The 12,727-nt window shown below is 68.8% G+C and carries 11 protein-coding genes; 6 read left to right on the top strand and 5 right to left on the bottom strand.

The window, feature by feature from the left end; all coding sequences use genetic code 11:
* Positions 1–41: 41 nt before the first annotated feature.
* A complete protein-coding gene (locus tag LZ017_RS17005; RefSeq protein ID WP_241398089.1) occupies positions 42–2,006 on the bottom strand; it encodes an FHIPEP family type III secretion protein in 1,965 nt (654 codons plus the stop codon).
* 58 nt (positions 2,007–2,064) lie between these two features.
* A complete protein-coding gene (locus tag LZ017_RS22295) occupies positions 2,065–2,907 on the bottom strand; it encodes a lytic transglycosylase domain-containing protein (protein WP_241398090.1) in 843 nt (280 codons plus the stop codon).
* Between the two features lie 416 nt (positions 2,908–3,323).
* Between LZ017_RS22295 and LZ017_RS17015 the strand changes: the two genes are divergently transcribed.
* The 6 genes from LZ017_RS17015 to LZ017_RS17040 all read left to right on the top strand — a co-directional run bounded on the left by LZ017_RS17015 (position 3,324) and on the right by LZ017_RS17040 (position 8,744).
* Positions 3,324–4,571: a flagellar biosynthesis protein FlhB gene (locus LZ017_RS17015; protein ID WP_241398091.1), complete on the top strand. Its 1,248-nt coding sequence runs from the start codon at positions 3,324–3,326 to the stop codon at positions 4,569–4,571.
* 213 nt (positions 4,572–4,784) lie between these two features.
* Positions 4,785–5,480, top strand: coding sequence for a hypothetical protein (locus LZ017_RS17020; RefSeq protein WP_241398092.1), 696 nt, complete (start codon positions 4,785–4,787; stop codon positions 5,478–5,480).
* A gap of 246 nt (positions 5,481–5,726) precedes the next feature.
* Positions 5,727–5,912: a hypothetical protein gene (locus LZ017_RS17025; protein ID WP_241398093.1), complete on the top strand. Its 186-nt coding sequence runs from the start codon at positions 5,727–5,729 to the stop codon at positions 5,910–5,912.
* The gene (locus LZ017_RS17030) at positions 5,906–6,847 is read left to right on the top strand and encodes a hypothetical protein (protein WP_241398094.1); all 942 of its coding nucleotides are present in this window, start codon (positions 5,906–5,908) and stop codon (positions 6,845–6,847) included. Before LZ017_RS17025 ends, LZ017_RS17030 begins: the two co-directional genes overlap by 7 nt.
* Before the next feature lie 12 nt (positions 6,848–6,859).
* Positions 6,860–7,942, top strand: a complete 1,083-nt coding sequence (locus tag LZ017_RS17035; RefSeq protein WP_241398095.1) for a hypothetical protein — start codon at positions 6,860–6,862, stop codon at positions 7,940–7,942.
* A gap of 112 nt (positions 7,943–8,054) precedes the next feature.
* Complete coding sequence (locus LZ017_RS17040; RefSeq protein ID WP_241398096.1) at positions 8,055–8,744, top strand: DUF6683 family protein; 690 nt, start codon at positions 8,055–8,057, stop codon at positions 8,742–8,744.
* 39 nt (positions 8,745–8,783) lie between these two features.
* Here LZ017_RS17040 and LZ017_RS17045 read toward each other — a convergent pair whose 3' ends face one another.
* The 3 genes from LZ017_RS17045 to LZ017_RS17060 form a co-directional block, all read right to left on the bottom strand.
* Positions 8,784–9,638 carry a hypothetical protein gene (locus LZ017_RS17045; protein WP_241398097.1) on the bottom strand — a complete coding sequence of 285 codons (855 nt, stop codon included), beginning with the start codon at positions 9,636–9,638 and terminating at the stop codon, positions 8,784–8,786.
* Between the two features lie 86 nt (positions 9,639–9,724).
* Entirely contained in the window at positions 9,725–11,338 is a 1,614-nt protein-coding gene (locus LZ017_RS22300) for a TIGR02594 family protein (RefSeq protein ID WP_374109937.1), read from the bottom strand.
* Positions 11,339–11,511: 173 nt separating this feature from the next.
* Positions 11,512–12,384 carry a DUF1521 domain-containing protein gene (locus LZ017_RS17060; RefSeq protein WP_241398098.1) on the bottom strand — a complete coding sequence of 291 codons (873 nt, stop codon included), beginning with the start codon at positions 12,382–12,384 and terminating at the stop codon, positions 11,512–11,514.
* Positions 12,385–12,727: the final 343 nt, after the last annotated feature.

The raw sequence follows: 12,727 nt of genomic DNA on the forward strand, positions 1-12,727 counted from the left end.
GGACGGGGCAGGCGAGGGCGATCACGGCAGTCATCCCGGGGTCAGGCAGCGCGCAACATCGGCAGTTCGGGCAGGTCGACGCGCTCGACCACCTCCAGCCGCAGGCTTGGCATCAGTTCGTGGAAGGACAGCACCGGCGTGTCGAAAGCATCGGCCTCGATCAGGCGGCGTAGGTGCCAGCGGACATCGACAGCCGTGACGATGGCGGCCGCGCCGTGGCTGCGGATGGCCTGTACCAGCGCGCCAGCGATCTGCTGCGCCTGCTGCGGATCGATCGCGAGCTGGGCCGTCCCGCCACTGACGCGGATCCCCTGGCGCACCGTGTCCTCCAGCGCCGGACTGAGCATCAAGCAGCGCAGATGGCCATCGGGCGCGACCCGGTGGCTGGTCTGTCGCTTCAGGGCGATCCGGGCAAACTCGGTGAGGGTCTGGACATCCTTCTCCCGCTGGCCGGTTTCGGCGAGCGACTCCAGCACATCGCGCAGGTTGCGGATCGAAATTTCCTCGGCCACCAGGCGCCTGAGCACATCGGCCACGCGCTGAATCGGCAGCGCCCTCAATACTTCCTTGACCACGTCGGGCAGCTCGGTGGAGGCCTGGGTGAGCATCGCCGTTGTCTCCTGGATGCCGACGAACAACGGCGCATTGCGGCGCAGTACCTGGCGCAGCGACTCGGCCAAGGCGGCGTCGGCGTCAGGGCCGCCCGGTTGCGCGCCGGAGGCCACGGGCGTCTCGTAGACCAGCAGCTGCCAGCCATTGCCATGCTCCGGGCCACGGCCATGCAGCGCGATGCGCGGCAGCGGCACACCCAGGTACAGCTGGAACTCCGCGGCCATGCGACCGAGAGCTTCCCCCAGCTGGCGTCCGGCGTCGCCCTGCAGCGCGGGGGCCGGCAGCAGCAGGAGCAATGGCAGTGCCGGTGGAAGCTGGGTGGCCGGGGCGCTCTGCACCGCGGGCGGGGGGGCGACCCGGCGGGCGGGCAGGGCGCGGCTGCGCCAGCGCTCGACCCGGCGTTGCCATTGCGGCATCAGCAGCAGGCCGCTGCCCAGCATGACCGCGGCCAGCAGCAGGAAGACGGGCGCCGGAAAGCCGGGCACCAGGCTGAACAGCACGCAGACGCCGCCGCCCACCACCAGCACCCGCGGCTTGGCGCCGAGCTGGCGACGGATGGCATCGCCGAGGTGGCGCTCGTCCTCGTCGGCCGTGCGGGTGACGATGAGGCCCGCGGCCATTGCGCCCAGCAATGCCGGGATCTGCGCCACCATGCCTTCGCCGATGGACAGGATGGAATAGGTGTGCAGCGCCTGTCCCACGGCCAGCTCCTGCTGCAGCACGCCGACCGCCAGGCCACCGATCAGGTTGACCGCGATGATGACGATGCCGGCGATCGCATCGCCCTTCACGAATTTCATCGCGCCGTCCAGGCTGCCGTGCAGCTTGGACTCCAGCTCCAGATGGCGGCGCTTGCGCTTGGCTTCGTCCTTGTCGATCAGGCCGGAGCGGAGGTCCGAGTCGATGGACAGCTGCTTGCCCGGCATCGCGTCGAGCGAGAAGCGCGCCGCCACCTCGGCCACTCGCTCGGCGCCCTTGGCGATGACGATGAACTGCACCACGGTGATGATGATGAACACCACCAGACCGACCACCAGGTTGCCGCCCGCGACCAGCTTGCCGAAGGTGTCGATGATGTGGCCGCCATCGGCATGCAGCAGGATCTGCCGGGTCGTGGCGATCGACAGGGCCAGCCGGAACAGCGTCGTGATCAGCAGCAGACTGGGAAAGACCGCAAATTCGGTTGGACCGGCGATGTACATCGCCACCAGCAGCAGCACGATGCCGGAAGCGATGTTCGCCGCGACCAGCAAGTCGATCAGCCACAGCGGCAGGGGCAGCACCATCAGCGCGACGATGGCGATCACGCCGGCCACGAGCAGCAGGTCGACATAGCGCGACAGCAGCCCTTCGCGGACGCCGTCGATCCGGGGCAGGAAGGCGTTGAGACTCACTGGAGGCCTCCGCGGGGGAGGTATCCCGGGAGTCGCACTTGGGTGCGGCCTTGCGTGCTCATGGCTTGTCCTGATCGGGCCGCTGGGCGATGGCCTCGCGCAGGGCGCGGTAGGCGCGCAAGACCTGGCTGACGTAGTCGCGGGTCTCGGGGTAGTCGGGGACGCGGTTGCCGTGGCGCTGCACCGCGCCTTCGCCAGCGTTGTAGGCCGCCAGCACCAGAGGCAGGCTGTTGCCGAAGCGGGCCTGAAGCGTCTTCAGGTAAGCCGCGCTGACGTCCACATTGATCGGCGCCGACAACAGTTCGCGCTGTGGGTCGTTCACGCCGAAACGCCTTGCGGTGGCCGGCATCACCTGCATCACACCACGGGCGCCGGCGTGCGACACCGCCGCCGGGTTGTGCCGCGACTCCACATGCGCGATCGCGTGGAGCAGCAAGGGGTCGATGTCATGGCGCCGCGCCGCGTCGTTTAACGTTTGCGCGAGGGCCAGAATGCGTGCCGTGCCCGAGCGCGATGCTGGCTCCATCGGGCGGCCGGCGGAGGGGGGCTCCATCTCCAGTTCGTCGAGCGGCGACGGCCGGGTCACTGGGCGGGGCAGCGGCGCTGGCGCCCCTTCGGCGAGCATGCCGCCGCGCACGCCAGTCGTGTACAGGTCAAGTTGAGCGGCGCGCGCCGGTAAGGCCGCGGGCCGGTCCGGCGACGGGCCGCAGTAGCGGTCGATGAGGCTGAACTTGGTGCCGCCAGGGGGTGGGGTCAGGCCTTGCGCGGGGATCGCGGAGCCCGGCACAGCCGTGTCCGGCAGGGCGATGCGGTCGGCCGAGGCGGCGCATGGCAGGCTCTGCGCCGCGGCCTGGGCCACCAGGGTGGTCCCCAGCACCAGCGGCCCGGCGCTGCGTGCCACGGCGGCCATCGACAGCAGGGGCGAAGGCCCCCGGTGTCCTGTCCGCCCGGGGCGAGCCCCACGTACGCAAGCCTGAACGGCCCGGTGTTTCCACAGGTGCTGCATTGTTGTTGTCCTCCCTTTTGGGGTCGAACTATTCCGATGCGGCGCCGTTTCACCAATAGCCCACTTGGCTTTCTGTAAATGAATGTTTCGAGTCGGCGGATGCCTGGCATCGCTCTTGCCACTATGTTGTGCGGCCGAACAGGCAAGACGTGACCCCTTAACACACATTCGGTTGCGACTGAAACGAAGACGTCATCCTGTTGGCGTCAACGGCGGGTCGAATGTGAACTTCGTCACGGTGCTCGAGGCCGGATCGGAAGGGTTCCCGTCCTGGTCTCGTGGGTGCGCTTTCCTACGGAGGTGGAGGGAGGATGGCCGACAGCGGTGGGGACAAGACCGAAAAGCCCACCCCGAAACGCCTGCTCGATGCCCGCAAGAAGGGCGACGTTCCGAAAAGCCGGGATCTCAGCGCGACCGTCACGCTGATCGTCTGGCTGCTGTTGTTCGCACTGCTGGTGCGACCGGCGGCGGATTCCGTCCGGGCGCTCTGTGAGCTGCTCTTCGAGTCGCTGGGCCAGGGGTGGCGCGCCGGGGATTTTGCGCGTGTGGCACGTGCCGTGGGCTGGGCGTCCGTCGAATGCCTGGGCTGGATTTCCGCCGCGCTCCTCCTGCCCGTGGCCGCGGCGGGATTGCTCACGGAATTCCTGCAGGTCGGCGCGGTGTGGGCGATGGACAAGGTCTCGCCCAAGCTGCAACACCTCGATCCCAGCGAGGGCATCAAGCGCATGTTCTCGATGGACAGCCTGGTCGAACTGCTCAAGAACATCGCCAAGTCGGCGGTGTTGCTGGGCCTGGGATGGCTGCTGGTTCGCCACAGCCTGCCGGACTGGATGGCCCTGGTGCGCCAGCACGGCGACGGCGGCCGCACCGTTGGCACGCTCCTGTGGGATGCCAGCTGGCGGCTGATCGCCTGGGCCATCGGTGCCTTTCTGCTGGTGGCCATGCTGGACGCCGTCTGGCAGCGCCACTCCTTCACGAAGAAGATGCGGATGAGCCTGCGCGACATTCGGCAGGAGTTCAAGGACAACGAAGGCGATCCGCTGCTCAAGCAGCAGCGCAAGCAGGCCCATGCGGAGTGGTCGCAGCAGAACGCCTCGCAGGCCGCCCGGCTGGCCAGCGCCCTGGTGGTCAATCCGACCCATGTCGCCGTGGCCATCGACTACGACCGTGAGCGTTGTCCGGTGCCTGTCGTTTCAGCCAAGGGCGAAGGCGAGGTGGCCGCCGCCATGCGGGCTGCCGCTGAGGAGGCCGGCGTGCCCATTGTGCGCAACGTGCCGCTGGCTCGCGACCTGCTGGCCCGGGCCGAGACCGGCGAGGTGATTCCGCCGGATCTGTTCGACATCGTCGCCGAGGTGGTTCTCTGGGCCGCGGAGCTGCGGCGGGAGATGGCGCAGGGCGAAGGCGCGGCGATGGGGAATGCCGATGGACAGGGGGCGGCAGGCCGTCGGCCCGCACCCGGCGAGGACGTGTCGGTGCGCCATCGCGCGCCGCGCGCGGGCAGCGCCGGCGGGGCGGCCGGGCATTCCACTGCGGACGACCCTAGTCGGGGTGGTCCCTGACTGCCGATGGTCCTGACTTTCGGGAATGGAGCACTCGACATGAAATGCACACGTCGGCGCCGGGAAGGTCTTCGAGGAAACGATGGAGCGCTTCCCGACGCGGGCTTCAGGGTCACTGGCTGCCGGCTTCGGTGGCGGTGAGGTCAACACAGTGATCGACCGGATCAGCCTGCGGAGCGCAGGCGAACGGCGGCACGAATCAGGAGAGAAGCAATGTCTGGAGCTTTGAACAGCGTGATCGGCGGTGGCGGCGGTGGTCTTCTGAGCGCCATCGGTGGGGTGATCGGTGGCGCCTTCGGTGGCCCGATCGGCGCGATGATCGGCCAGGCCGTGGGCAACCTGCTGCAGGACGCGGTGGGCGAGGCCATCAGCGGCGCGGTCAACCAACTGCAGGAAAAGCATGGCATGCCGAAGTTCGTCGGCGACGCCTTCAAAGAGAGTGCCCTGGGAGCGCTGAGCGCCCAGCGTAACAACAGTGTCTCCGCCGACCTGCAGACCGCCGTCAAGGGCGAGATCGGCGGCTCGCTGGACAAGTTCAAGACCCGCCTGGAAGGCAGCATCGTCGACCACGTGCTGGCCGAAGTGAAAATTTCCAAGCGCGGCGACGATGACTCTGGCGACGGCAGCGGCGGCTGGCTGCAGGCCATCGCCAAGGCCATGGGCAAGGTGCTGGGCGACAAGGCCGCCCACATGGTCGAGCTGTCCCAGGACATGGCCGAACTCAACGGCAAGATCCAGGGTGCCAGCGGCTCCAACAAGGACCAGGACACCAAGAACGCCACCGCCTTCAACCAGAAGATGACCGATTTCCAGGCCACCAGCCAGGAATACAGCATCCTCAACAACACCTTCTCCACCGCCATCAAGGCGATCGGCGAAGCGATGGGCTCGATGGCTCGCAAGCAGTAATCACTGGTCGGCACCGGACGCCGCGGGCGTCCGGCACGGCATGGCGGGGAAAGCATGGCTTCCTCCGCCTTTCTCGCTTCCAGCTTCTTCGTTTCCTTTCCCGTTCTGCTTCTTCCTTCGTTCAGTCCAGGTCCCCAGGAGTCTTGATGATGAGAGTACGCACCTCCGGTCGACAGTCCCGCGCCCAGGTCCTGATGGCCGCCGCATGCGCCGCTTGCCTGACGGCCGCTTGCGGCGGCGGGGGCGGTGGAAAAGACAATGGTGGCGCGCCGGTGGCGGTCGATCCGCCCGCACCTGCACCTGCACCTGCACCTGCACCTGCACCTGCACCTGCACCTGCACCTGCACCTGCACCTGCACCTGCACCTGCACCTGCACCTGCACCTGCACCTGCGCCGTCTGCAACACCGACCAGTCAGGGCCAATTGTTGATTGGCGTGGCCGGCGGCCTGCAGAAGTTGACCCTGGCCTCCGGGACCGCCATCCCTTTGCCGCCCAGCGCCGCCAAGGCCAATCTGGGGCGCAGCGACTATTGGTATGGCAGCGGGGGGGCTGGGTTGGTCCGCAAGGACAGTGCACAAGAGCTCAGCTTCGTGGACCCGAACACCCTGGCCGTCACCGGAACGCTCAATCCCGCCAGCCTGGCTGGCACCGACCTGCCGGACTTTGTCGGTCCGGTGCGGATGTCTCCCGACGGCCGCCACCTTCTGGGCTACTTCAGGGCCAATTACCGCAGCACCCAGCCCACGCTCACGGTGATGGCCCGCGATGGCCGTGTGGTGATGCAGGGCTCCTCGCTGAGCTACGACCGCAGCGATCACGCGTGGGCGCTGGACTGGTTGCCGGATGGGCGCTTCGTCTATCTCGCCGACAAGCGCATCGTCGTCAGTGGCATTGACGGCAATGGCACGATCCAGGGCGTGCTGGACCTGCCCGCCAACATCTCCACCACGGGCGCGGCGCTGCGCAGCAGCCCGGATGGCAAGCAGCTTCTGCTGACCTTGGGCGTGCGCTACGGCAACACGTACTTCAATGTTCTCTTCATCGCCAATCTCGACGGAACCGGGCTGCGCCAGCTGACCCGGCCCACGGATGCGGCGATTGCTGCGGGTGTGCGGCTGTCCCACGCCAATGCGGTGTGGTCGCCCGATGGACGCTGGGTGGCATTTGCCGTGCGTGGCGTCAATCCGGCGACCTCAGGCTTCTACGAGCCCTGCCAGCCGCTGCTGGTGATACCGTCGGACACCCCGCTGCTGCAGATCGATGGCGCGGCCGATCCGGCCGAGCGCCAGTTGACGATGATCGACGGCGCCGGCAACAAGTCGGTGCTCAAGGAATGCGGCAGCATCGAACTGACCTGGTGGTGAAGGATGGCCCGCATGCGCATGCCCTGGCCGGTCCGCCGCGCGGCGGGCCTCTTTCTGATCCTGTTGACAATGCAGGTCCTCGTGGCCGCCATGGCGGGCCCGGCCCAGGCCGCGGCGGATCCCTCGGAGGTCTTGCAGGGGCGGCTGGTCTATTACGACGTGGCACGACGCCGCCCGTTCCAGCTGGACCTGGTCACGGGCCGCATGCAGGCCTTGCCGGTGAGCCCGGTGGCTCAGCGCCGGGATACCTCGGACAGCTGGTATGCCGGCCCGATCAGCGGTAACGGTGAACTGGTGCGCATCGACCCGATCGGCAACATCACCTACCACGACGGCAAGGACTTCTCCCAGACCGGCGGCATCGACATGGAGCCGCTGCGTCAAATGAACCGCATGCCCAAGTTCTATGGGGCCAGGCTGTCTGGCGACGGGCGCTATCTGCTCGGCTACTGGGAGTTGGTGGACGGTCAGTCCGAGCCGCGGATGTTTGTGATGACCCGGGCGGGCGGCCGTGTGGAGGGCGATTCGCCACTGCGCTATCGGCGCTCGGACGCGCTCTTTGCCATCGACTGGCTGCCGGACGGCCGCTATGTCTACCTGGCCGGCGACAGCCTGGTCGTCGCCCGTCCCGGCGCAGGCGTGGAATCGCAGGTGCGCTTGGCGCTGCCGAGCAATGTCGGTGTGGTCCAGGGCGGGCTGTGGGCCAGTCCCGATGGCCGGCGCGTGCTCTTGCTGCTGCCCCAGCAGCTCAACGGTAGTGCCTTCGGCGCGCTTTTCGTTGTCAACCTCGATGGCAGCGGGCTGCGGCAGCTGACACGGCCATCGGACCGGATGATCCGGGCCCGCGTGAGGCTCACCCCAGCGGCGCCGACTTGGTCGCCCGACGGTCGCCATGTGGCCTTCCTGATGCGTGGCGTGAATCCTGGCGTCTATGGCTTTGCCTCGGCCTGCGGTCCGGTCTTCGTCCTGCCGGTCGACGGGCCACTGCAGGCGGTCGACGATCTGGAGGATGTGGGGCGATTCGGTCTGGTGCCGGCGGGCCGCAAGGAAGCCTTGCAGGCTTGCCATGCCACACGCTTGATCTGGACGCGATGAAGCTGTGCGGTGCCATGCCGCACATTCGCGCCATGCAGGCCAGGCGCAAACGCCTTGCGTCGGCATATGTCCGCCACGTTGAACGGCTGTTCTCATGACAAGGAGTGTTCCCATGATGAGGTTCTTGACGACACCCCGCTGGCCGCGTCGCGCGGCGACGGCACTGGCGGTGGCCAGCGCCTTGCTGACGGGCGCGGCGACACGGGCGCAGGTGCTGGAGCCGTTCCCGGAGTTGCTGGACGAGGTGCCGGGCCAGCCCGGCGCGGCCGCGCTTCCCGTGACCGGCATCGCCCCGCGAGCCGATGGCCCGTCCCGGGCCGCGCACAACGCGGCGGCGATCGCCCAGCGCTTTCCGCAGGCCCAGCGCGCCGCCATGCAGCAGACGCTGCAACAGAGTCTGGATGTCTACAAGAAGTTGGAGGCGCGGTTCAACTGGCCTGGCAACGACGTGGCCGGCGCGGTCGCCGCCTTCCTCGTCGGCAATTACATGGTGATGACCGGGCAGCAAGTGCCCGACGAGCACTTCGTCGCGGTGGCGGCCCAGCTGCGCGCCAGCCCGCGGCTGCGGTCAGTGCTGGCCGCGCAGCCAGCGCAGTCGCTGCGCGATTTCTATGAGCAGCAGGCGATGGTGGGCACCTTCATGGCGCTGGCCCAGATGTCCCACGACAGGCAGCCGCTGCCGGCGGACCGGCTTGAACATCTGCGGCAGTCGGCCCGAGCCAACCTGCAGATGGCCTTGCGGCGCAACCCCGCCGACCTGATGCTGGGGCCGAATGGCCTGGTGATGGCGCCTGGCCGCTGAGCGGCCCCCCTTCGCCCCCGGGGCCGTGCCGGATGGCGCTCAGCGGTGAGGCCGGCAGTCCCGCATCACCGCCGGCGAGGCATTGAAGCCCTGGATCCGCCAGCCGCGATCGGTCCAGCGCACCGTCATCGCGCCAGCGACGCTGACCTCCCGGTCGCCGCGGTTCACCAAGGGCGGCATGTCCAGCCGCGGCTGGTCGGTGGCGGCGAGCAGGGTGCGCAGGTCGGTGCGCTTGACTGGCGCCGGCACATCGGGGATGCAGCCGGCGGCGCCGCGCAGCACGCTGGCCGGGGCCTTCACGTCCATGTCGCCTTCAACGAAGTCAATGCGGGGCAGCGCCAGGGCGACCAGGGCCGGGCCGTCATCGTCGGCCAGGGCCCTCTTGACGCTGCGCCAGAACTGCACGAAGGCGGCATGGCGATCCACCTCGACCTTGCAGCTCGGGTCTGCGAAAGAGAGCGTCAGGGCGGAGGGCAGGGGCAGGGGCCCGCAGGCGGCGGGTTGGACGCTCAGCTGGAAGCCGCCGCCACTGCGCCGCACCAGCGCCCGATAGTCGACACCCAGCCCCTCGTCCTTCCAGGCGAAGCGCCAACTGCCGTCGGACTGTGGCATCGGCGCTCCGGCCGTCTGGAGATCGCATTCGCGTGCGCCCTCCGTGAGCGCGATCGTCGCGCCGAGCGGCGTGCCCGAAGGGTCGAGGGTGAGGCTGTGCCGGTGGCTGGCATCGGGCGTGCAGGCCAGCCGCCGAGGCAGATCGGCGCCCGGCGCCGGCGTGGCCGCGACGGCGGGCCCCGCCCAGAGGCCGCCCAGGGCGGCGATCAGTGCCACGGTCGCGCGGGCGGCCTGCGAAACAAAGAGCGTCCGCGGCGTGTTCATCGGAAACAGAGCCATCATCGACACGACCGGAACCAGAAGGGTTCCGCTCCGAGTTGTGATAGGCCGAGTATCCACGCCTTGCCGCGCGCGGCGATCGCCCCCCATCAGGGCGCGCGCCGTACGCCGATCGCCTCGCTCAGCGAGCGCACCGATTCGGTCACCGCATCCGGCCGGCTGCCGTCCGCCAGTCGCTCACCGCGCTGGTTGCCGCCCACCACCCGGACCTGACCGTTGGGCATCACATCCTGCACGATGGCCACGTGGCCCTGTGCCGGATTGTTGCCGCGCGGGAAGACGATCACATCACCCGGCCGGACGTGCGCGCTGTCGCGGGGCACGGCCTGACCCCAGTGGAGCCAGCTGCGGGCGGCCGCGCTGTTGGTGCCGGCAACGCCGGCCTGCTGCATCGACCAGTTGACGAACGAAGAGCACCAGGAAGTCTCGTCGTCCTTGGCCTTGAGGCTGGTGGCCTGGTGGTACTCGACCACCCGCGGGTTGTCTCGGCCGCCGCGGATCTCGGTGGTGCCGAGTTCGCCCCGCGCCACTTCCAGCCAGCGCGGCGTGCCGCCTTGCGTCTGGCCGGCATTCGCAGGTGCCGGCACGGCCGCCGGTGCCGCCTGCAGCAGCCCCTGGCGGTCCAGCGCCGATTCCACCGCCATGGTGCGGCGCTGCTGGTCGGCGCGGATGACCGCCTGGACCTCGGCTTCGGTAGGTGCGCGGCCGAGCTGGTTGCGGGCGATGTTGGCGAAGCCGCTGCCCGCATGGCCGCCGCCGGGCAGTTCGAAGCGCTGGCCGGTGGCGTTGTCGACGAAGCTGGCCACGCGCAGGTCGGTCATGCGCTGGGCGGTGATGGGCTGCCCACCGAGCGTGTCGAGCTGGTTGAGGAAGCGCTGGGCGGCGCTGGGTGACTGGTTGTAGAGGTCCAGGTAGGCGGCAGCCAGCCGGGGATCGTTGGGATTGAGGCCCGCCTGGCGGGCGGCGCTTTCGTAGGCTGGCAGGCGGCCCTGCAGTGTCTGCAGCTGGCGGCGATCTGCGTCCTGCGCGCTGCTGGCCGCGTGCTGGTAAGAGAACGAGCCGCGGTTGTGGGCCGCATTGCCTGGGTCGGTGTGGCCGCCATAGGCGGCGGTATAGCTGCCGTTCGGGCGCCGGGTCCCTTCCGCACTCCCGATCACGATGGCCGCTGCGGCATCAGAGCCGAGGGCGGGGTCGGTGAAGCGGCGTAGATCGATGCCGTGCCCGCCGCCCGCGGCGGCAGGCGTGGCCGCCGCGGCCTGCGCGGTCGACGGGGCCGGCGTGGCGGCTCCGGGCCGCTGCGCCTGGACGCCCGGGCGGTGGATCAGATCGCCGATCTTCAACTGGTCCGGGTCCTGTCCGGCACCGGTGTCGCGTCCGCGGCCGAGCTTGCCTGCGTTGAACTGCGGATTGACCGCCAGCAGCTCGGCCATGCTCACACCCCAGTGCTGGGCAATGCCGGACAGCGTTTCGCCGGCAGCAACACGGTGGCTGCGCTCCAGGCCTGGCGTGGCGACCGGGATCTTCAGCTGTTGGCCGATCTGCAGCCGGTCCGGGTCCGCGCGGCCCGCGCCGATGTGGCCGTCGGCCTGGGCGGCGTCCATGCCGTTGGCCCGCATGAGGGCTTCGGCGGAAATGCCATGGCGTTGCGCGATGCCGGTGATGGTGTCGCCGCTTTGGACGCGATAGTTCTGGACGCCGGTCATGAAATTTCTCCTGAGACGAAAAGGGGTGGGCCCGAAGGCCGGTCAGTGCAGGCGCGACGTGAGCTGGGCCCATTGCCGATGGGCAGGGCGGTGGCGCCGCGGGCCAGGAGGGCCTTCGTGGCCGCGGCGCCTGCCGTGGCGGGCAAGCCGGCTGCGCGGCCCGCCCGGCGGCTTCAACCGTTCCAGCGGGTCAGGGTGAGGCTGAAGCTGGCGTCCACGTGGGCCGTCAGCCACTGCGAACGGCTGGACTGCGAGTTGCTCAGCTGGGCGCCGCCCTCGTTGAACCAGTTGTTGCCGCCCGCGAAGACCCGATCGCCGCCCCGCGAGCCACCGTCGTCGGCACCCATGTGGCGCAGCAGCAGGCCGGTCATGACAATGCTGATCAGCCCGCTCATGCCAAAGGCGGCGCGCATCAGCTGGGCCATCTCTTGCTGCGACTCCAGCGCGGCGCCGCCTTTTTTCAGGTCGGTGGCGTTGATGTAGGCCTGGTCGACCTGGCGCAGCTGGCCGTTGCCGTCCACCGCCACGAAGCCCTTGCCGGTGGCGTTCTCCAGCAGGGTGTTGCCGTCGGCGACGGCCCCGTCCAGCACGCGGCCCCAGCCCAGGCCTTCGTCCACCTTCAGGTCGCCGACCTTGTTGGTGTCGATGCCGGAGATTTGGGCGGCGTAGTCGCCGTTGGTGATGGTCAGCTTGCTGGCCAGGGTCATGCCATTGCCCGCATCCACCGTCTGTACGGTCAGCTTGGTGCCGTCGTTGAGCTGGAAGGTGGTGGTCCCCCAGAAATCAAAGCTGTGCTGGCCGTCGATGTTGACGTGGGGGTCACCCCAGATCTTGTAGTCCTCGCCGGTCTTCTTGTTGTGGATGTTGATCTCGTTGTTGTCGCCGGCCACGATACGGTAGTTGTCGTTCTCGAAGACGGCCTTGCCGCCCTGCATGCTGGTGTGGGCGTTGGTCGGGTTGGTCGAAACGACGCCGCCGGGCAGCGATGTCTGGCTGAGGTTGACCGACGCGCTGAGCGACGCCGACACGGTGGTGCTGTTGTACATCTGGCTCTCTCCGGGATGGGTGACTGGATGGGAGCTCTGCACCCGCGGATGCCGCCCCCGTTTGAACTGCAGCGTGATTGAAGCGGGGCGCGGCGCGGCCGCAAAGCTGGGAGCATTCGCATTGCGGGTCGCCGCAACTAGGAACGTCCGCAATAGGGATGGCGGCAGGACGCCGCAGCGGCGGGCCGGCAAGGATTGGGAACGGCCGCAGTTCCCGGCGTCGCGTCGGGCCGCTACGCTCTACGTCAGCTGAACGAGGTCCGCCATGACGCCATTGCCGCCCCTGTCTCTCCCTGCCATCCCGGTCGTACCGGCCGATGTGGGGCCCCTGCGTACGCCGGGC

It is taken from the genome of Pelomonas sp. CA6 (genome assembly GCF_022549225.1).
In the GTDB taxonomy this organism is placed as follows: domain Bacteria; phylum Pseudomonadota; class Gammaproteobacteria; order Burkholderiales; family Burkholderiaceae_C; genus Roseateles.